General features: G+C 43.9%; 16 protein-coding genes, 2 rRNA genes and 1 other annotated feature. Of the genes, 1 reads left to right on the plus strand and 17 read right to left on the minus strand.

Annotated elements, in window-relative coordinates:
* Window positions 1-12: 12 nt before the first annotated feature.
* The 6 genes from rplL to FXZ76_RS05655 all read right to left on the minus strand — a co-directional run bounded on the left by rplL (window position 13) and on the right by FXZ76_RS05655 (window position 7,278).
* A complete protein-coding gene (gene rplL, locus FXZ76_RS05630; protein WP_079536527.1) occupies window positions 13-390 on the minus strand; it encodes a 50S ribosomal protein L7/L12 in 378 nt (125 codons plus the stop codon).
* Window positions 391-460: 70 nt separating this feature from the next.
* On the minus strand, window positions 461-976 hold the full coding sequence (rplJ, locus tag FXZ76_RS05635) for a 50S ribosomal protein L10 (protein WP_079536529.1): 516 nt from the start codon (window positions 974-976) through the stop codon (window positions 461-463).
* A gap of 52 nt (window positions 977-1,028) precedes the next feature.
* Window positions 1,029-1,177, minus strand: a sequence feature (ribosomal protein L10 leader region).
* Between the two features lie 765 nt (window positions 1,178-1,942).
* Window positions 1,943-2,839, minus strand: a complete 897-nt coding sequence (locus tag FXZ76_RS05640) for a LytR/AlgR family response regulator transcription factor (protein WP_079536536.1) — start codon at window positions 2,837-2,839, stop codon at window positions 1,943-1,945.
* A complete protein-coding gene (locus FXZ76_RS05645) occupies window positions 2,839-4,689 on the minus strand; it encodes a sensor histidine kinase (protein ID WP_079536538.1) in 1,851 nt (616 codons plus the stop codon). Before FXZ76_RS05645 ends, FXZ76_RS05640 begins: the two co-directional genes overlap by 1 nt.
* Before the next feature lie 37 nt (window positions 4,690-4,726).
* Entirely contained in the window at window positions 4,727-6,616 is a 1,890-nt protein-coding gene (locus FXZ76_RS05650) for a Tat pathway signal sequence (RefSeq protein ID WP_197682111.1), read from the minus strand.
* A 26-nt stretch (window positions 6,617-6,642) separates the two neighbouring features.
* Window positions 6,643-7,278, minus strand: coding sequence for a hypothetical protein (locus tag FXZ76_RS05655; RefSeq protein WP_079536540.1), 636 nt, complete (start codon window positions 7,276-7,278; stop codon window positions 6,643-6,645).
* Window positions 7,279-7,444: 166 nt separating this feature from the next.
* On the opposite strand from FXZ76_RS05655, the gene FXZ76_RS05660 reads away from it, so the two are divergent.
* Window positions 7,445-8,353, plus strand: coding sequence for a PHP domain-containing protein (locus tag FXZ76_RS05660; RefSeq protein ID WP_079536542.1), 909 nt, complete (start codon window positions 7,445-7,447; stop codon window positions 8,351-8,353).
* Between the two features lie 108 nt (window positions 8,354-8,461).
* Here FXZ76_RS05660 and hisE read toward each other — a convergent pair whose 3' ends face one another.
* The 11 genes from hisE to FXZ76_RS05715 form a co-directional block, all read right to left on the minus strand.
* Window positions 8,462-8,779: a phosphoribosyl-ATP diphosphatase gene (gene hisE, locus FXZ76_RS05665; RefSeq protein WP_079536545.1), complete on the minus strand. Its 318-nt coding sequence runs from the start codon at window positions 8,777-8,779 to the stop codon at window positions 8,462-8,464.
* A gap of 9 nt (window positions 8,780-8,788) precedes the next feature.
* On the minus strand, window positions 8,789-9,130 hold the full coding sequence (gene hisI / locus FXZ76_RS05670) for a phosphoribosyl-AMP cyclohydrolase (protein WP_079536547.1): 342 nt from the start codon (window positions 9,128-9,130) through the stop codon (window positions 8,789-8,791).
* A gap of 213 nt (window positions 9,131-9,343) precedes the next feature.
* The gene (hisF, locus tag FXZ76_RS05675; protein ID WP_079536550.1) at window positions 9,344-10,126 is read right to left on the minus strand and encodes an imidazole glycerol phosphate synthase subunit HisF; all 783 of its coding nucleotides are present in this window, start codon (window positions 10,124-10,126) and stop codon (window positions 9,344-9,346) included.
* A gap of 105 nt (window positions 10,127-10,231) precedes the next feature.
* Window positions 10,232-10,975, minus strand: a complete 744-nt coding sequence (locus FXZ76_RS05680; protein WP_079536552.1) for a 1-(5-phosphoribosyl)-5-[(5-phosphoribosylamino)methylideneamino]imidazole-4-carboxamide isomerase — start codon at window positions 10,973-10,975, stop codon at window positions 10,232-10,234.
* Window positions 10,975-11,892 (minus strand): imidazole glycerol phosphate synthase subunit HisH, encoded by a 918-nt coding sequence (locus FXZ76_RS05685; RefSeq protein ID WP_079536554.1) that lies wholly within the window; start codon window positions 11,890-11,892, stop codon window positions 10,975-10,977. The genes FXZ76_RS05680 and FXZ76_RS05685 overlap by 1 nt, the downstream gene beginning before the upstream one ends.
* Entirely contained in the window at window positions 11,892-12,479 is a 588-nt protein-coding gene (gene hisB / locus FXZ76_RS05690; protein ID WP_079536557.1) for an imidazoleglycerol-phosphate dehydratase HisB, read from the minus strand. The genes FXZ76_RS05685 and hisB overlap by 1 nt, the downstream gene beginning before the upstream one ends.
* Before the next feature lie 192 nt (window positions 12,480-12,671).
* Window positions 12,672-13,775 carry a histidinol-phosphate transaminase gene (gene hisC, locus FXZ76_RS05695; protein ID WP_079536560.1) on the minus strand — a complete coding sequence of 368 codons (1,104 nt, stop codon included), beginning with the start codon at window positions 13,773-13,775 and terminating at the stop codon, window positions 12,672-12,674.
* 1 nt (window position 13,776) lies between these two features.
* Entirely contained in the window at window positions 13,777-15,153 is a 1,377-nt protein-coding gene (hisD, locus tag FXZ76_RS05700) for a histidinol dehydrogenase (protein ID WP_079536562.1), read from the minus strand.
* A 3-nt stretch (window positions 15,154-15,156) separates the two neighbouring features.
* Window positions 15,157-16,773, minus strand: a complete 1,617-nt coding sequence (hisG, locus tag FXZ76_RS05705; protein WP_079536564.1) for an ATP phosphoribosyltransferase — start codon at window positions 16,771-16,773, stop codon at window positions 15,157-15,159.
* 204 nt (window positions 16,774-16,977) lie between these two features.
* A 5S ribosomal RNA gene (rrf, locus tag FXZ76_RS05710) occupies window positions 16,978-17,092 on the minus strand.
* Between the two features lie 126 nt (window positions 17,093-17,218).
* Window positions 17,219-20,195, minus strand: a 23S ribosomal RNA gene (locus tag FXZ76_RS05715).
* Window positions 20,196-20,511: the final 316 nt, after the last annotated feature.

Here is a 20,511-nt window from a genome sequence, read left to right on the forward strand (position 1 = left end):
TTTTTGCAAAAACTACTTAAGGGTAACAGCACCGCCTGCTTCCTCAATTTTTGCCTTTGCATCTTCAGCTTTGTCTTTGTCTGCACCCTCAATGATTGCTTTAGGAGCGCTCTCAACAGCTTCTTTTGCTTCTTTAAGACCAAGACCAGTGAGTTCACGAACAACTTTAATAACAGCAATCTTGTTGTCACCAAAGCCCTCAAGAACAACGTCAAAGTTTGTTTTCTCTTCAGCAGCCTCTGCGCCACCAGCAGCAGGAGCAGCAGCAACTGCAACAGGAGCAGCAGCACTTACGCCGAATACTTCCTCGAGATCTTTTACGAGTTCAGAAAGCTCAAGAGCAGGCATTTCTTTTAATGCTTCAACAATTTCTTCTCTAGTGATAGCCATGTTATAACATCCTTTCAAAAATAATAATCAAAAATCGAGCCTCTATGAGGCAACTTTTAGGCAGCTAGATTTAAGCAGCCTTTTTTGCAATCTCTGAAATTGCACGAACAGGTGCTTCGAGGATTGCATTGAGTGTGCGAACTGTCTTTGCCATAGGATTGTTGATAGTTCCGAGGAGCTTTGCAATGAGTTCTTCGCGGCTTGGAAGATCTGCAATTGCTTGAACCGCTTCAGCGTCCTGGAATGCACCATCCATAATTCCGCCCTTGATTTCAAGCGCTTCATTGTCCTTAGCAAAATTCTTGATAGCCTTTGCACTTGCGACTGGATCTTCTCCAGTGAAAACAAATGCAGAAGGGCCGCTCAAAATGTCATCCATTGAAGGCATTTCAAGCTCTTCTAATGCGATGTGCATCAACGTGTTCTTCAAAACAAACATTTGAGCATCATTGGCACGAATGTCGCGACGAAGTTGTTGGATTTGCTTAACAGTGAGTCCACGGTAGTTGACTACCCAAACTGCACCAGCATTAGAAAGGCTCTCTTTAATTTGAGCGAGCTGTTCTTGATTTGCAGCATTTGGCATAAACCTATTTCACCTCCAATCTTTTAATTAGCAAGCTAAGTTCTGCCGTTAGCTGGGCACAAAAAAACCCTTGCTCTGCGAAAACCGCAAAAAGACAAGGGTAAATCAATTCATATGAATTTCATTAACCACCTCGGTAGGCTGATTCCTCAATTAAACCTTAACGGTACCGACTGTCTTAAGCAGCAGAACTATTCTGTTATCAAACGCGTTCTCTCAAACGCGACTAGAAATTATACATCAAAAAAAGTGGCGCTTTTAAACAAAAAGCAAATGAAAAGCGATGAAGCTCTTGTTGTTGTTTTGTGACACTGTGCAGTCTATAAAGTCCATAAGTTTTAAAAAATTCGCCTATTTTTAAAACCCAGGGCAAAATGACAAGAACCTTATATCTTTATCTAAGGTTTCTGATGGTTATTTAAAGGCCCGAAGCGATGCCCCCAACCATCCAAATCTCCAGGCATCGCGAAATATGAATGGCGTCCTTCTTACCACCACCACCTTAAGGATGGACGCCTCATTCTTTTAAAAAATCTTTTTAAAAATTGAATTCTAAATAATGTTGTTCTTTTGTGACACTCAGATTGCTATTTTGTTTTATACAAGGAAATTACAGAAACAGGTGGTGGAATTTGAACTAGAAAAAAGAACGAACGCTGATAATAAATCAGCGTTTTTAATTTTTAAAAGTCTCAAATAAAGCCACCAAAAAGATTAATTGAAGAGACGTGAGATAAGTTTCTTATTGTTTTGCTTAATCAATAGCTAAAGCAAATGGGGTCGCGCTGATAGCGAAAAGAATAAATGAGACCCCAGGCAATGCCAATAACCTCGTCTAAATCTCCAGGCATTGTAAACATGATAAAAAAGGAGCTCTCCCTACCACCACCACCACCAAATAGGGAAGCTCCTCTTTTGTTAATTTTATTTGAGCTTAAATTAATCTTTAACGAAAACTAGCAATAACTAGAAATTAAGCGACAAATTTGCCGCAGTCAATTCAGCCCACGAGTATTGGCTCATATACTCTCCCCAAAATCCATCTCGCTCCGACTCGTCGCTAGCCAAAAAATTGTAATAGTCACAGTCAACATAATTGACGTCGACGGCAATGCTATTGTAACTTTTGATAATGCACTCTCTTGCACCAACCGACTCAAAGGTCTTCATCAATGAAGAAATTATTGACTGAAGGTAACTTTGCCTTGTTGAATCATATGGCTTATCTTCAAATAAAACCGCAGCAAGTTCACGAATTGTGCAAGACGAACCACGCCGGTCAATCAAGTAGGCAAAAGCCTCTTTTGCAAGTCCCCTGCTAAATTTCAAAGGCTGTCCGTTGTAAAAAACTTCAAAATTGCCGAAACAACGAACTTCCAGTTTTTTTGCAGGCGCGTTTGACCCCAGCAATCTTTTGCAAACTCCAGTTTTTGGATCACAGCTTCCATCTATGAATGCAACATTGCATTGCTCACGCTCTGCACACAAGGCACACAAATTTTTAACGGAATAGCGCAAGTTCTTTAATTCACATTTGATTTTTTCTACTGTGACAGGTTTTGTTACATAGCCAGAAGCTCGCAAATTCATAGCATCTGTTGCATAGTGTCCAAATCCTGTAACAAATATGATGTTCAAAAAAGGAAGTGTCGCCTTTAGCTTTTCAGCTAATTCTACGCCAGTCATCCCTCTCATTTCAACGTCAAGAAAAGCGATGTCAACTACTCCCCCATTAGCCACATATGCAAGAGCTTCTTTTGGCTTGCAAAAAGAATGCACATTGGCAGTATCCACAGCCGCTTTTACCGAATCCTCTAAAAGCTCAAGAGCAAGCATCTCATCATCAACACAGAGAATTTCCATTAATTAAACTCCTCTTCCAAGCCGATGGGCAAGCGAATTGTAACAGTGCATCCTTTTCCATGAGAGCTATCAATTGAAAATTCTGCTCCAGGGAAGGCTCCAATTCGCTTTCGCGAGTTCTCAATCCCAAAGTGAGTCTTCCCAACTTCTGGACTTTTTTTGGGATTAAAACCAGGTCCGTTATCCTTAATTTTTACAACCGCAAAATTTCCTTCTTTGATTGCTGAAAGAATAACTGTGCCTCCTTCCTCAAGCGCACATGCACCATAACGAACGGCGTTTTCCACCATTGCTTGTATGCAGAGCGGTGGAACATAGAAATCATCAAAAGATATTACTTCTTTGAAAGCAAGGTCGTCGCCAAATCTCATCTTTTCAAGTGCCATGAAATGACGAATGTGCTCTAGCTCCTTTTTAAATGGAATTAGACGAGCCTGTGACAAAACGTCCATGTTTTCCCGCATATAATCAGCAAAAGTTAGGACTTGCGCTTTTGCCTGCTTTGGGTCTTTGTCGCAAAGGCGGGCGATCGAAGCCAAAACGTTATACAAGAAATGTGGCTGTATTTGGCTCAACATAACTTGTGTTCGAGCTTGCACTAAATTCGCACGCAAGCGTTCAGCCTTTTCCCCTTGAAGCAATTTTTCGTTTGCCTCAACAATGAGCAGGCGCAGTTGTGATATGCCAAACACCAAAAGTCCAATTTCAAACAAAATGACCCAGAACGTTCCTGATATCACATAATGAACCATCTCAAATAAAGCCATGATTGACACACCACATGCGAAAGGAACGAAAAGAAGGTTCTCGCGCCAGTAACGACTTCTCATTTCAATTAAAACGAGCACAATGAGCACAATTATCCCAGCGATAGCTATTGGAGCAGCAATTTGGACGCACTCTTTTAAACCAAAGACTCCCGCTGCAGCTAAAATCAAAGAAAAGCCAGCACACACTATCAAGGCTCCAAAGATTAAAGAACCCACAGTTTGTGATTTGGAGCTCGTTAGAAGTGAGCGCAAATAATCAACAATAGAGACAACAATTAGCAATTGAGAAGCATAGTCGATCCAATTGACAACCTGAACTTCAGAAAAAATCAAACAAGTGTAGTGATAATCAATCAAGCAACAGATTGCGCCTGCGATGAGAAGAGTCCCAGTCGAAAAATAATGCGGCGAAATCTCTTTTTTTGTTGCCCTCAAAAGAAAAAGTGTGAATGCATAAAATAATCCAATTAGCAAAATTATTAGACCTAAAATAATGTTTACAGAATGCTTAACAAGCTGCTTCTGTAACAAATTTATGCCGTCTTCTGAGTAGAGACTAGAGCAAAAATCGTCTAAATCTTGGGCAGCGTTGGGCCCCGAAACAGTTACTTCAATGGAAGTGTGTGGTTCGCACAAAAAACGATTCCATCCATAGCCATAGTAATGTTGAAGGCGTTTATGTTCTGAGGCATTTCTCTCAAAAATTATGGAATCGTCTTCAAGATTTTTAATTGTTATGTTGTCTGCATTAGAGTAAAAATAAAGTTCATGAATTTCAATTTCAAGCACTTCAGCAGATAAAGTAATCCTTGAGTCACCATCTTTTACTAAAGGCCCTAAAAAATTCTCAAGATCACTGTGATTAGAAACTTCATTCCACTCACCGTCGTCAACTTTCACAGCTTTCTTTTGAAAGAATTCCTCTACTGGAGTTGAACGATCACGAATGTCGCCATTGTGAACAAGGCTTTTATTTGTAATCGAAAAAAACCCAAGATAAATCGTGACGACACTAATTGCCGCGATTGCAAAGAGTCGCCACGCAAAATTCCCTTTATTTTCTAAAAACCTTTTTTTCAATCCACCTCAAAAAATGCTTTAGAAAGCCCGCGCTAGATTACCTCTTGATAGCATATGCCTCAAGGCTTCCACCGTCAGCTCGCACATAATCAAACGTAATTGTGTCACCTTCTTTGTAGCGAACAATATCAAGCATGTTTGGCATTTTAAAGTCGTAAAGACTACTGTCGCCTTCAAGCATTACATAAAAATGAGTGTTCCCGTCAAGAACTACCTGACTAAGAAGAGAAATTATTCCACTAGCCTCCGTCACATTAGCAGGCTTGTTTTCCTCTGAAACAAGGCCATTGGTTGCTAATAGCGCTTCATAGGCTTGCTGTGTTTGGGCAACGGTGTCACCAACAGCAACATTTTGATACCGCTGGATGTCGACCATGGCAAACTTTTTAACAAGGCCAGCGCTGTCCTTTAGCGCCATGAAATAGGTTGGCTGATTAGCCACATTAATCAAGAGTGGGAATGTGGCGGAATACCTTAGGTTTTGAACCTGACCTTCAGCTGATCCCATTGCCGATTCTTCAGTTGCGCCACTAACAGAATAAAAATGCGACTCTTGCGTGCGCTGATTCATCAACACAAAACCAATGATTGAGTCGTCGGAAGTGGCCGAAGTTACGCCCGTATACACCCAAACATCGTCATCTTTAGCGATGTAGTTATAGCCAAGAATACTGCCTGACCCTGGTGTGGTTTTAACAACACCTTCTTGTCCCAAGAACGAATTGAGCCATCCGTTGTGATATTTTCCATACCAGTTATATTGTTCAATCAACAAATTTGCCGGAAAGCAGCGATCCACCCATTCTGGGACATCTTCAATGGCTAGACTTTGAGTCTCACCAGTTGTTGCATCGCAAATTACAACGCGGTAGATTGTGTAGCCACCAAACAGACCAATCGTGTATTTTCTAACAGGGCAAATCCAGTATGGATGTCCACTCTCATCAATTTCAAAACTTTTTTCATCAAAAATGTATGTCGGATATTTCAACTGAACATAACGATCAATGTTTCTTTCTAGTGGTTCACTTGTTGAATAATACATCGGAGTGTCACCTAAACGAACAATGTCAGCTTCTTGTGTTGTCATGTCAACAAGTGCATATGCAGGCAGTCCTTTATCTTTGTTCGTAAACCATTTGAACAAATCGGCATAATTTAAAGGAGAGACTCGAACTGGTTTTCCCTGATAGTTAATTTGAGAGTAGAGATCTGAAATTTCAAACTGAGAAACATATTCCGATATTGTTCCCATTTCACGATTGCCAAGAAGAATCGCTGAATCCCTGTCGATGACTGGAATCTGGTTGTAGTCAACCTCTTTAATGTCTTCTTTGAACTCGAGCGTGTCAGTGGTAATAACTTTAGAATATCTCTCCGCATTCCCAGGAACAATTGATAACGAAAAAAGTTGACCCAAAAAATATGCGATAACGATGAGAATTGGTATCCACATCAATTTTTTGAATCTCTTTTCCTTTGATGGGCTCGGTTCTATTTTTCCGCGTCCATGTTTGTAGGCTTGCACACGTGAAGAAAAGAAAAGCCAAAGCGGCAATGCAACAAACACAAGAATAAACATCCAAACATCAACAGAATGAATGCTGAGCGCAGGATGAAACCACCAATAGGCCGCGCCCAAAATCAAAACAAGCGCGACTATGAGACTAATTTTGCCTTTGTTAGTTTTTGGTCCGTTGAATGAAACGTTAAGAATGTTGGAGCGTCCGCCACCGTTGCCACCGTGGCCTCCAAAACCGCCACCGCTGTGGCTTTGTTCTGAGCCACCTTGACTTGTAGAGGAATCGTGCGAATTGCTATCTCGCGAAGAATCGCTAGACGAGCGACCAAATTCTTCACCGATTTTAACGTTACTTTGAGCTAAAGCATCTAAAAGCATGTCTAACCCTGATTTTTTGTTTGGCATGCTGGTCCTTTCTCTCGTTAAAGAAGTTATTTCTTTTTTGATTTTTTCTTACAGTTGTCAATGATTGCTGTGCTTTTGGCAAACAAATTCCCAGTCGAATTTTCTGCATCAAACTTCATCAATTCTGCAAGCTCGCCTGCGACTTCTGGGTCGATTTTTCCATCAGAAAACTCAACGAGAGAATTCAACATGTCGCCGAACTCGATGTCACCATGACAGCACTGAGTCGCTTCATCGATGAGAGGCCAAACCTCACGGCTACGAGCCTCAGTTGTGGCACCCAGTTTGCACAAAAAAACAAACGCAGCCAAGCGCAAAGAGCCAGAGTTCTCATCAAAAAGGGCTGTTTCTGCGGCTTCGATGCAATCCATGCATTCTTTTGCATGCCCATCAACAAGAAGCGTCAACGTTTGTAACACTTCCCAGCGCGTTTGGCTCTCCGGACGATTGAGTCCATCAACAATATCTTCAGCATAAGGTTCAATTTTTGAAAGATCTCTATTTGCTACTTCAAAAACAATAGTTGAAGAAATTTGACGTCCTCGTCTTGTTGGGCCTGCAAGATTTTGGATGTGCTTTGACAACTCTTCATCATTTTTCATTGCAGATTCAATTAGAGGTGCAATATCTACTTTTTCAGGAATTTTCCTTGTTCTTGGCACAAATACCCCCACTATAACTAAAATAACTACTCCATTATATCAGTCAGACAAAAAGCAACCTAATGGGCAATGTTTCCCTAATTTGCACAAAGCGGCGGTACTCGCAGAATTTAAGTGTCCTCTCCTATAATTTTTTGTATGGATTAAACACTTAAAGAGGAGAGACATGCAAGCAGCTTTAATAGATTGCCACACGCACACTTTCTTTTCTGATGGAGAATCATCTTTTGAAGAAAACTTGCAAGCAGCTGCCAACCAAGGTTGCAAAGTTTTAGTGTCAAGCGACCATCTCACCCTGCCTGCCAGCATGGATCCTAACCAAGAATGCCAAGTTCCTTATTCAAAGCTTGAAGAGCACAGGTGCAGTTTTAAACAAGCTAAAGAGCAAGCTAAAAGTTTTGCTCCGAATGTTGAGTTCATATTTGGATTTGAATGCGATTGGTATCCAGGATGCGAAAAAAACATAGATGACTGGGCAAGAAAAGCACAAGTAAAACTAGGAAGTGTTCATTGGATTGGTGATGCGGGAACTCGTAATGAGATTGAAATTGCTGCAGGTGAGCCAGGCAGCAAAAATGTGGCACCAGCCGATGCTCCCCTCACAGGAAACGGCTGGATTGATTACTCACAAGATTTACACGTGTGGGACGAACTGGGACCCAATGAAGTGTGGAGAAAGTATGTGAGTGCTTGGTGCGCTGCTTGCGAGAGTCCTGCCAATTTCGACATAATGTCACATCCTGACTTGCCAATGAGATTCTCTAAAACATATGCACCACCATCCAACCTATCACAACTGTGGAGTCAAATGGCAGAATGCGCGAGATACACAAATCGCCGAATCGAAATATCTTCCGCTTCATTTCGAGCAGGGCTATGTGATTTTTATCCTGCAAAAGGGCTTTTAGAAAACTTCTTTCAAGCAGGCGTGAAAATCACATTTGGATCAGATGCTCACAATGCAAGATTTATCTGTGACGGCATAAGAAAAGCCCAAAAACATGCGTGGGAGATTGGCTATAGACGATTTGATGTCCCCAGAGCCGACGGCTCATGGGAATCGTGGGAACTATAAAACAACCATTAGCTCCACAAAAACTATGTCGAACTCTGCAAGCGTCAGACATAAACAGCAGGAATGTTAACCAACGGCAGAAGGACGACCTTAAGCAAATATTAAATGCTATTTTCGACGTGCGTTTAGCTCACCAGCAAGTTCATTAAGCGTAACGCCATATCTCTCGAGTACAACAAGCAAATGATAGACTAAATCTCCTGCCTCATAACGAATGTGAGCATGGTCGTTATCTTTGCAGGCCATGATAACTTCACTTGCCTCCTCGGCAATTTTTTTTAATAGCTCATCTTCAACGTCGGTCAAAAGACGAGCTGTGTAACTCTCTTCTGGAGATGCATCTCTCCTTGAATGAATCACTTGAGAAAGAGATTCGAGAGTGTCACCAATGTTTCCATCCACAACGTTTTCAGTTCTAACTCCCATAATCACTCCTTAAACTAATTTATTAAAAAAACAAGTTCTGCTTCCTGTGTGACAAGCTGGGCCTGGAGAATCAACTTTTGCGAGAAGAGTGTCATTGTCGCAATCAGAATACAACTCAAAAACGTGCTGGATATTACCGCTTATTGCCCCTTTATTCCAAAGTTCATGCCTGCTGCGGCTCCAAAACCAAGTAGTCTTCGTCTCGACTGTGAGTTTAATGGACTCACGATTCATCCACGCAACCATTAAAACTTCTCCTGTGTCATGCTGCTGAACCACACAAGGAATTAGACCATTTTCATCAAACTTTAGGCCCTCAATCAACTCTTCAATATTTTCTACATAACTCATAGCTCTATCTTCTTTTTTAGCATCACTTCAATTTATTCAAAACAACAGCTTACAAACGTCCGCACAAACGATATAGTCGACATCCTCAAAAATTCTAAAAGTCCAAACATCGCCAGTGTTGAGAATCCAAAGCTAACACCAAACTACCTCTAACAGTTCCAAAACTCTTACACCCTTTAGCTGTTAACTATACAGACAAACCACCGCACGCAATTAAAAGTCAAGCCTTACAGGAATGCCTTGACTTGCCATATATTCCTTCACCTGGCGGATGCTAAATTCCCCAAAGTGAAAAACGCTAGCTGCCAAAACTGCATCTGCCTCACCTTCAACAACGCCTTGAACGAAATGCTCAAGAGTGCCAACACCTCCAGAAGCAATTACCGGAATTGGCACCGCTCTCGCGACAGCTCTGGTGAGAGCTATGTCAAAACCCGACTTCGTTCCGTCGCAATCCATGCTTGTGAGCAGAATTTCTCCAGCTCCCCGATTAGAAGCTTCAATTGCCCATTCGACAGCATCAATTCCAGTTCCGCATCTGCCACCGGCTGTAAAAACTTCCCACTTGTCAGCGCCTGGGGCCCCAGGTTTTCCAACTCGCTTCGCATCAATGGCACAAATTACTGCTTGGCTTCCAAACGCATTTGCAGAATCTGTTATCAATGATGGGTCTTTGACGGCTGCAGAGTTTAAAGAAACTTTATCAGCGCCAGCTGCAACCATCGCACGCATGCCTGCTAGGTCTCGAAACCCACCACCAACGGTGTAGGGAATTGATAACTCACTGGCTGCCTTGCTTGCCATGTCTATCGTGGTATCCCTGCAATCACTCGTTGCAGTTATGTCAAGAAAAACAACCTCGTCGGCTCCCTCTTTGTCATAGGCTGCCGCCAACTCAACAGGGTCACCAGCGTCCCGCAACGAAACAAAGTTAACGCCTTTAACAACGCGACCATCCTTGACATCAAGGCACGGAATTACTCGTTTAGTTAACATATGCAAACTCCATTGTGAAGAAAGTTTTAACAAACCCATTCTCTAGCTTGACAACTTCCGAAAAGTCTGAACCAAAAACAAAACTATTTGCAAGCTGAGAGATCACTAGCAAGCACTTTCTGCCACAACGAGCGCATCTTTTAGAGTAAATGCACCTTCATAAAGTGCGCGTCCTATGATGCATCCTTCGAAAACCACATCGCCGGCACAGACAAGCGCCTTAATGTCATCAAGTGACGAAATCCCACCAGAAGCAACGACCGGAAATCCAGCAACACGAGAAATGTGCTCGTAGGTCGAAACGTCAATGCCCGTTTGCATGCCATCGCGTGAAATGTCGGTGAACACAAGATGCTTGAATCCAAGCGAAACAAGTGTTTCAACAACGTCACCACTTGTCAAGTTAACGTTTTCTCTCCACCCATTTATTTTCACAAAACCTTGTTTTGAAGCAACGTCTGCAACGAGCAATTCTTTATATTCACTGGCTGCACGCTCAGCAAACTCAGGGTCTTTAATGAGAACTGTTCCAAGCGCAATTCGTTTTGCGCCGAAGCTAGCAAACTCATCGATTCTTTCCAACGAACGCACTCCTCCCCCAACATCAATATTTAGACCACTTTCTTTGCAAAGTTTTTTAATAGCTTGGGTGTTTGCATTTCTGGCATATTCATCTTCTTCAAAAGCGGCAGACAAATCAACGACGTGCAACCATGTTGCACCTTGCTCCAAAAAACCTTTCGCAACATTCAGAGGGTCATCAGAATAAACTGTAACTTTTTTGCGATCGCCCCTCTCAAGTCGAACAACTTTTCCACCAATGAGATCAATTGCAGGAAACACTATCATTAACACGCCCCCCTCACAATAGAAACGAAGTTCTCAAGAATTAACAAGCCTTGACTGCTTGATTTTTCAGGATGAAATTGAACCCCATAGATGTTTTCAGATGCAACAACACAAGGAAAACTTTTTACATAATGTGTTTTTGCCAAAACGAATTTTTCATAACAGCTTTCAGGAGCAATGTAGGAATGCGTGAAATAAACATTTGCTCCCTCGGTTACACCGCGCAAGAGTGCGTTTCTCTCTCCAAGCTCAGTTAGATGGAGTTGGTCCCATCCAACATGCGGAACTTTCAAGCGTCTAGATTCAAGCCTTTCACAGGCTCCAGCAATAAAACCAAAACCTCTAACAAAATTCTTACTGTTAGCGCTAAAAACAGTGCCCACAGAGAAATCTTTTTCTAATGACGTTTGGTAAAGAGATGAATTTACAAAATTGGTTGTAACACTATCAAGTTGGCTCGATTCTAGCCCCAGTTTATGAGAGTGCTCGACTTTAGCTGAAATAACGCGTTTATCGATTTTGGAATCACAATCATCTAGAGATTGGCTTTGATCTTTTGGGCTCTCGCAAACATTATCTCTACATTGAGGCAAAGAAGCCCCAACAAGGGTTTCGTTCGATGGCAAAACGCCTTCATCTCCGCACTCAAACAATAGCTGAAGACCCAAACATATGCCAAGAAGAGGTTTTCCTGCCTTGCATGATGACAAAATCGCATCACCTAAACCAGATTCACCCAGAAATTCTGCAGCGTCATAATAAGAACCAACCCCGGGGATCACGATACCATCAGCAGAAGCTATAGTACTAGGATCATCGCTGGAAAAAGCATGAGCTCCAGAACGAGTGAGACCCTTAACAACGCTTGAAAGGTTCCCTTTGTGATAATCGACAACAGCTATGCGAGGAAAACTCATTACAAAGCACCTTTAGTAGATGGAATTCCTTTTACACGAGGATCAAATTCACAAGCCTGCCGCATGGCCCTGCCGCATGCCTTAAAAGCAGCCTCAATTATGTGGTGAGAATTCGCTCCAGCTAACTCCTTCACATGAAGAGTTATTTTAGCTTCGCGCGCAAATGCATAGAAAAATTCAACTGCGAGTTCCGTGTCAAAATCTCCAACGCGAGGTGCTGGAATTGGCATGTCGCAATAGGCTTGGCCCCTACCAGAGATGTCAACTGATGCCATGACTAGTGATTCATCCATTGGAATTATTGACGAGCCAAAACGCGCAATGCCTGCCTTATCACCGAGAGCTTTAAAAAACGCTTCACCAAGCACAATACCAACATCTTCGGTTGTGTGATGAGCATCAACTTCAAGATCTCCTGTAGCCTGCACTTTTAAATCGAAAAGCCCATGTCTAGCAAAAGCATTTAACATGTGGTCTAAAAAACCAACTCCAGTTGAAACGGCGCATGACCCTACACCATCAAGATTAAGCGCAATAGTAATTTGTGTCTCTCTTGTATTTCTTGAAACTTCAGCACAACGAGCCATAATTTCTCCTTCAACGTGATAGGGGACAATCCGTTCCCCAGTTCCTCACAGCTTCATAGCAAGATTAGATAATTAGCCAAAGAAACCTTCTAATAGAAAGAACCAGCAATCAACTTGATTTGGTTCATGCCTCATAAACATAGGCTCACCTCAGCCAATTCATCACATAAATTAATTTTATAAATACATCAACTAATTGTTTGTGCTTAATATAGTTTTAATTGCTTCTATTAGTTCATCGTTTTCGCTTTGTGTGCCAACTGCGATCCGAAGGCAATTTTTTAAACCAGTAGTTGAGCTAAAATCGCGAACAAGAATTGAAAACTCATCGCGCAGACGTTTATGAACAAAAGTCGCATCAGGGACTCTCACAAGCAAGAAATTAGATTCACTGGGCCACACTTCAATGGGTAGCCCGTCATCTCTCATGCAATTAAAAGCAGATAGCAAACGCTGTCTCTCAAACTTAATGTCTTCACAAACACCTTGATATTCATCTCTGTTGGCGATTACCGCCGCAGCAACTGCTTGAGTGAGGGCATTTACAGAATAGATTTGGCGGACAGAGGCAAACACATCGATTATGTCTGGAGATGCAATGATGTAACCACAACGAATGCCAGCAAGTCCAAACGCTTTGGAAAGTGTGTGCAATATTATCAAATTATCGTGCTTCTCAAGAAGGTCATCGCAAGATAATTCTTTGCGCGAAAATTCATCATATGCCTCATCAACCATAACAATACCAGGGCACACTTCACACACAGATGAGACAAATTCGCGTGACACAACATCACCCGTCGGATTGTTTGGAGAAGTTAGAATAACTAAATTGGCATCTGAAGCGGCATTTAGTGCAGCTTCTTCGTCAATGCAAAAAGTTTCAAGATTGCGCCAAACGTTCACAACTTCAGTGTTTGTAATTTTTGAAAAAAGTTCATATTCCGAAAAACTTGGTGGGCAATTCAGAAGTTTTCTTCCCTGTCCGCCAAATGCAAGCAAAAAGTTGAAAAGAAGTTCATCGCCCCCATTCCCAACACAAATGCACGCAGAATCACACTGTCTCCATTCAGCAATTGTTTTGCGCAAGCCATTTGCCATCGGATCGGGATAGCGATTTAGCTGCACCTTTGAGAGCGCCTCGCAAACAGCCATTTTCGTGCCAGCAGGCATCTCATGAGTGTTCTCATTAGCCGATAAGTTTATTCTTGTTGAAGTGAATTTTGGATCATAGGGCTCGAAATCAACAAGTGAGGGGGCAACGAGCGTCTTCATCTGACTAGATAGCGATGTCATCTTATTCACCTGCGCTTGGAGTTTTTAAATCCTGTGGCCAGGCAATTCTATTTATGTCACCCAAATCAACTCCGTCATAGGAACTGATTGACTCATTAATCATCTTGCGTCTGAGTCCAGCTGATAATGCATGTGCCCACAAACCTTCTGCTTGTGCCATAGTTTGTGTTGCAGGCGCATCATTCATCAAGCCTTCAGGTGTGTAGCAAATAACCGAAGAGCGAGTTACAAAATCTTCCACCGACAATGGATTAGAAAAAGCAGCAGTCCCTCCAGTTGGGAGAGTGTGATTTGGGCCAGCAACATAGTCACCAAGAGGCTCTGAACTCCATGGACCAACAAATATAGCGCCAGCGTTCTTTATCTTTCCTAAAAGTCCCATTGCGTTTTCGCAGTGCAATTCAAGGTGCTCAGGTGCAATAGTATTAACAGCATCAATTGCAGCCTCCATGTCAGACGCAATAACAACAACTCCTTGGTTGTCAAGAGAAGCCCTCGTAATTTCTTCACGTGGACTAACAGACAAAAGTTTTTCAAAACTATCTTGAACCTTAATCGCGAATTGCTCATCGCAAGTCACCAAATAGCAAGTAGCAAGTGGATCATGTTCGGCTTGAGCCATTAAGTCAGCAGCAACGACAGTGGCATCAGCCGAAGCGTCAGTCAAAACGCAAACTTCGGAAGGGCCTGCAACCATATCAATTCCAACATCACCAGAGACTATTCTTTTTGCAGCTGCAACAAAAGCATTTCCAGGGCCAACAATTTTTGAAGTTTTAGGGATGGATTCCGTTCCATATGCCAATGCGGCAATTGCCTGAGCACCACCAACGGAATAAATATCATCGACGCCAGCAATTTTTGCGGCAGCAAGTGTGTATAGAGAAATGCCGCCTTCCTTCTGCGGAGGGGTCACCATCACAACTTTATCAACTCCTGCTACTTTTGCAGGAATGCAATCCATCAACACCGTGGATGGATATTGCGCACGACCACCTGGCACATAAACTCCTGCTGCAGAAACTGGAGTAATTTTTACACCAAGAATAGTCCCATCTTCGCGTGCTGTAAACCAAGACTGTTCGACCTCACGCTCATGAAATTCTCTAATTTGCGCAGCTGCTTTTCTTGTTGCTTTTACAAACTCGGAATCAACTTTTGAAAGTGCCTCATCCATGAGTTTTGAATCAACTAAAAAGTCGTCAACTTTAACGCCGTCGAATTTTTCGCTGTACTCGCGAAGCGCTTCGTCTCCTCGCAACTTGACGTCATCAACTATATCTTGCGCTACCTGCATGATGTTAGCGGGCAAAACTCCCTGACGAGGGAGCTGTCTTGCTTCGAGCCGCTCTCCGTCTTGCAATTTTATAGTTTTCATAATCTATGCCTTTCTTGAAGTTTCTAATGCACGAGCAAGTTCGCGAATGCGACTGTCGCAACGAATGCGGGCAGGGCTTGCAAAAAATCTCGCAGAACATTCCATAACGTCATCAACCACAACGAGATTGTTCTCTCGAAGAGTAGTTCCTGTTGCAGTAATGTCTACAATTCTATCGGACATGCCAACAATGGGTCCAAGCTCAATGTTGCCATGAAGCGTGATAATGTCAGCTTGCACTCCAATGCTGTCATAATACATTTGCGTAATACGAGGATACTTTGTTGACACCCGAATCGACCCTCGTCTTGAATAAGACTGCGCTGCCTTGCCGGCAGCATCTACAGGCTCAGCCACAACAAATCTACAGCCACCAAATTTCAAATCAACTAGTTGTTGAAGATCAAGACCCGCTTCAACAAGGGAGTCACGACCACAAATTCCACAATCAGCACCTCCAGAAGCAACAAAAGCAGGAGCATCAGTTGCTCTCACAATCACATAGTCAACACCGTCACCGTGCACTATCAACTGACGCCCAGGATTCTCGAGGGGCTTTGTGTCATATCCCGCGTTTTCAAGAGCTGCAACAGCTTCCTTGAATAAAGACCCTTTTGGAACTGCTATTCGCAAAGGTCGATTATCGCTCTCGTTTGTGGCTGCATCCTCCAACTCATCTAACGACAAAGCGAATCCAGCAGAAGGAAGATTACGCTCCCCCAGTTTAGAAAACACGTCATCATATCTACCACCAGATCCAAGAGGAGAAGACGCGCCTTGAGCATAAACAGAAAACACGAGGCCTGTGTAGTAACCAAAAGAATTCATCACTGAAAAATCGATTGTCACGTTTTCGATAAACTCTTGAATTTCATCGTCTTCTAAGAGTGCGCGGAGTTCACTAATTCCTTCAACAGGAACCGAAACGCTTTTCAAAAGACGTTCTGCCTCATCAAGTGCCTCAACACCACCACAAATGCGAGGTAGGGCAGATAAGGCATAAGACAACTTTGCATCAAGTTCCAGGGTTGCAATTTTGTCGTCAAGATCAACAAAGTCGGACGCGTGCACGCACTTTAATATTTCTGTTTTGTCAGCCTCTTTAATTCCAGCAACTTCAAGCAAATCTTTCATCGCTTTTACATTGCCACAAACTATCTTCCAATCTTTAACATCGGCAGCACTAAGCGCTTTTTCCGCCAAGGAAAGAATTTCAATATCAGCACCAATCCCGCCGGCTCCAATTAACTCAATGCCAAGCTGAGTGAATTGGCGAGACTTGCCCATGTTTCTTGCTTGTTCGCGAAGAACAGGCGCAACGTAGCGCAATCTAATTGGAGTCTGGGCGTTTTTAAGACGCGTAGCAACTAGTCGTGCGACCTGAATTGTTAGATCAGATCTAACTTGCAAAAGATTGCCGTCGCCATCAAATAACGAAAAAGGTGTTGATGATATTTCACCTAAAAGACTAGATGTTGCCTCCTCTTCAAGAAGAGGTGTTTCTATGGGCAAATAGCCATACGAAGAAAAAACATCAGAAACATGTCTGCTAATTCGCTCACGAAGAAGCGCTTCCTCAGGCATAATGTCTCTAAATCCCCTAGCTGTAATGGGCGTCATTTAAAGTGTCCTTTCAAAATGAAATAAATATTCAAAAACCAGCACTTAAAATCCTATCTATTTATCTTCATAATCGTAAAAGAAATGAACAACAAGATAAAAGAGTTTAAACGCAGTAACCACTTTATCACAGTAGAGTGATAAAGTGCCTTGAGTTTAAAAAAAGCCAGTCTCAATTGACTGGCTTTCAAAAAATATCCTGAGTAAGCGGAACGTCCTAGTCTCACACGACCTAACGTCGTACTACAATCGGCGATGAAGGGCTTAACGACTGAGTTCGGAATGGGTTCAGGTGATCCCCTTCTCTATGGTTCCGCTAACTCAAGATATTCTTTTATCAATTAGCGCACCTTGACATCTGCATAGGCGCAAAGTATCTAAATGATACGGCACAAGATGAACAATCGCAAGTCAAACGTGAAATCGATGCATATAAAAATGTTAGGTAATAAAAAGCTCGGACAATTAGTAGCGCTCGTCTGAATACATTACTGTACTTACAACTGCGCCCTATCAACCTCATAGTCTATAAGGGTCCTTACCAAAAAGGGAACTCATCTTAGGTGTGGCTTCCCGCTTAGATGCTTTCAGCGGTTATCCATTCCGTACGTAGCTATGCGGCGATGCTGTTGGTCAACAACCGCTACACCAGAGGTACGTCCACCCCGGTCCTCTCGTACTAGGGGCAGCTTCCTTCAATTCCCTTGCGCCTGCGGAGGATAGGGACCGAACTGTCTCACGACGTTCTGAACCCAGCTCGCGTACCGCTTTAAATGGCGAACAGCCATACCCTTGGGACCGGCTACAGCCCCAGGATGCGATGAGCCGACATCGAGGTGCCAAACCTTGCCGTCGATGTGGACTCTTGGGCAAGATCAGCCTGTTATCCCCGGAGTACCTTTTATCCGTTGAGCGACGGCCCTCCCACATGGGGCCGCCGGATCACTAGAGCCTGCTTTCGCACCTGCTCGACTTGTAGGTCTCGCAGTCAAGCCCACTTACGCTCTTGCGCTCTCAAGCACGATTGCCAACCGTCTCGAGTGGACCTTACGCGCGCCTCCGTTACATTTTAGGAGGCGACCGCCCCAGTCAAACTACCCACCTGGCACGGTCCTCGCGCCGGATCACGGCCGCGAGTTAGACAGCCAGCACAGCGAGGGCAGTATTCCAAGGGTGACTCCATGAGGGCTTGCGCCCCCACTTCACAGTCTCCTGCCTATCCTCTACACGCTGTACCAGATGTCAATGCCAAGCTGCAGTAAAGGTTCACGGGGTCTTTCCGTCCTTCCGCAGGGAGTCCGCATCTTCACGGACAATGCAATTTCACCGGGTCTAAGTTTGAGACAGCGCCCAAGTCGTTACGCCATTCGTGCAGGTCGGAACTTACCCGACAAGGAATTTCGCTACCTTAGGACCGTTATAGTTACGGCCGCCGTTTACTGGGGCTTAATTTCAAGGCTTCGCTAAAAGCTAACCCATCCACGTAACCTTCCAGCACCGGGCAGGCGTCAGACCCTATGCATCGTCTTACGACTTAGAGCAGAGTCCTGTGTTTTTGATAAACAGTCGCTTGGGCCTATTCACTGCGGCCGCCCATCGCTCAAAGAGCAAGTCTCATCACAACAAGCGGCACCCCTTCTCCCGAAGTTACGGGGTCATTTTGCCGAGTTCCTTAAACTTAGTTCTCCCGATCGCCTTGGTATACTCTACCCGCCCACCTGTGTCGGTTTTGGTACGGGCACTGCAAAGTCTTCCTAGAAGCTTTTCTCGGAAGCATGGGATGACCGACTTCACACCAGTGTGCTTCGTCTCACGTCTCGAGATTAGCGATTCCGCTGATTTCCATGCGAAATCTCCCTACACGCTTTCACGGGGACGTCCAGAACCCCGCTCGGCTGCCCTTCTCCGTCACTCCATCGGTATAACGACCCGCAGTGGTACAGGAATATAAACCTGTTGTGCATCGCCTACGCCTCTCGGCCTTAGCTTAGCTCCCGACTAACCCTGGGGGGATTAGCCTTCCCCAGGAACCCTTGGGCTTACGGCGGATGGGTTTTTCACCCATCTCTCGTTACTCATGCCAGCATTCTCACTTCTGTGCTCTCCACCCAACCTCACAGTTGAACTTCAACGTACACAGAAAGCTCCCCTACCACTAATAAATTAGTCCGCTGCTTCGGTGTTATGCTTGAGCCCCGTTAATTGTCGGCGCATGTCCACTCGACCAGTGAGCTATTACGCACTCTTTAAATGCATGGCTGCTTCTAAGCCAACATCCTGGTTGTCTAGGCAAACGCACATCCTTTGCCACTTAGCATAAACTTAGGGACCTTAGCAGGCGATCTGGGCTGTTTCCCTTTTGAACACGCGGCTTATCCCACGCGGTCTGACTCCCGAGCTCTAACCTTATGGCATTCGGAGTTTGGCTTTCGTTGGCAGGCTTTGACACCCCCGCAAAAAACCAGTGGCTCTACCACCATAAGGAAACGCATCGAGGCTAGCCCTAAAGCTATTTCGGGGAGAACGAGATATCTCCGAGTTTGATTGGCCTTTCACCCCTATCCCCAGCTCATCCCCTCGGTTTTTAACCCAAGTGGGTTCGGCCCTCCACGGGGTCTTACCCCCGCTTCAGCCTGGCCAGGGATAGCTCACTCGGCTTCGCGTCTACAGCATGTGACTAAAACGCCCTGTTAAGGCTCGCTTTCACTTTGGCTCGTTTTCTAACTAAACCTTGCCACACACCGTAACTCGCTGGCTCATTCTACAAAAGGCACGCCGTCACACTGCAAGAGTGCTCCGGCTGCTTGTAGGCACACGGTTTCAGGTACTATTTCACTCCCCTCCCGGGGTGCTTTTCACCTTTCCCTCACGGTACTGTTTCACTATCGGTCACAGACTAGTATTTAGCCTTGGAGAGTGGTCTCCCCAGATTCGAACCAGGTTTCACGTGCCTGGCCCTACTCGGGAACTCACATCCGCAGACTTAAACATTGTGCATACGAGGCTTTCACTCTCTATGGCCAACCTTTCCAGATTGTTCTGCTATGAATAAGTTTTGTAACTGCGGCACACAATTTGGGTTGTATGACAGTGAGCCCCAACAACACCATTGAGGCATCGCCCCAAAGCTGTAACACACTCAATGGTTTAGGCTCTTGCGCTTTCGCTCGCCGCTACTAGCGCAATCTCGGTTGATTTCTCTTCCTCCGGGTACTTAGATGTTTCAGTTCCCCGGGTTGTCTTCTCGGCAACTATGTGTTCATTGCCGGATACATGAGCATAACCCCATGCAGGTTCCCCCATTCGGAAATCCCAGACTAATAAAGGCTGTTTGCGCCTCATCTGGGCTTATCGCAGCTTGCCACGTCCTTCATCGACTGTCTGTGCCAAGGCATCCACCGTGCGCCCTTAATATCTTTACTACCTAACTCAAGTTTTGAGTTGAAATTAAGAATGCTTTAAATGCATACCTAATATGTCTTAAATAGACACATTTTTAAGCTATCGAAAATTTGAAAATTGCGATCGTCCGCGACAGAATTGGTTGCAACTAATGTTGCTCTCCTTGCAAAAAGTATTAATAACTTTCGCTTTCTGTCTTGGTTATCATCTGCGACATATCTTTTCTTTTAGAAATGTCGCGCGCTATGCAGATGTCAAGGTGCGTCAAAAAAAGGAGCAAATACAAGCTCCTTGGAAACCAGATGCTGTGCTCATGATGAGAATCTGAGTTTGATG

The organism is Phoenicibacter congonensis (assembly GCF_902386915.1).
GTDB lineage: Bacteria > Actinomycetota > Coriobacteriia > Coriobacteriales > Eggerthellaceae > Phoenicibacter > Phoenicibacter congonensis.

Coding starts and splice junctions, on each gene's coding strand:
- rplL (WP_079536527.1), bottom strand. CDS start 390: ATGGCTATCACTAGAGAAGAAATTGTTGAAGCATTAAAAGAAATGCCT.
- rplJ (WP_079536529.1), bottom strand. CDS start 976: ATGCCAAATGCTGCAAATCAAGAACAGCTCGCTCAAATTAAAGAGAGC.
- FXZ76_RS05640 (WP_079536536.1), bottom strand. CDS start 2,839: ATGGAAATTCTCTGTGTTGATGATGAGATGCTTGCTCTTGAGCTTTTA.
- FXZ76_RS05650 (WP_197682111.1), bottom strand. CDS start 6,616: ATGCCAAACAAAAAATCAGGGTTAGACATGCTTTTAGATGCTTTAGCT.
- FXZ76_RS05660 (WP_079536542.1), top strand. CDS start 7,445: ATGCAAGCAGCTTTAATAGATTGCCACACGCACACTTTCTTTTCTGAT.
- hisE (WP_079536545.1), bottom strand. CDS start 8,779: ATGGGAGTTAGAACTGAAAACGTTGTGGATGGAAACATTGGTGACACT.
- hisI (WP_079536547.1), bottom strand. CDS start 9,130: ATGAGTTATGTAGAAAATATTGAAGAGTTGATTGAGGGCCTAAAGTTT.
- hisF (WP_079536550.1), bottom strand. CDS start 10,126: ATGTTAACTAAACGAGTAATTCCGTGCCTTGATGTCAAGGATGGTCGC.
- FXZ76_RS05680 (WP_079536552.1), bottom strand. CDS start 10,975: ATGATAGTGTTTCCTGCAATTGATCTCATTGGTGGAAAAGTTGTTCGA.
- FXZ76_RS05685 (WP_079536554.1), bottom strand. CDS start 11,892: ATGAGTTTTCCTCGCATAGCTGTTGTCGATTATCACAAAGGGAACCTT.
- hisB (WP_079536557.1), bottom strand. CDS start 12,479: ATGGCTCGTTGTGCTGAAGTTTCAAGAAATACAAGAGAGACACAAATT.
- hisC (WP_079536560.1), bottom strand. CDS start 13,775: ATGACATCGCTATCTAGTCAGATGAAGACGCTCGTTGCCCCCTCACTT.
- hisD (WP_079536562.1), bottom strand. CDS start 15,153: ATGAAAACTATAAAATTGCAAGACGGAGAGCGGCTCGAAGCAAGACAG.
- hisG (WP_079536564.1), bottom strand. CDS start 16,773: ATGACGCCCATTACAGCTAGGGGATTTAGAGACATTATGCCTGAGGAA.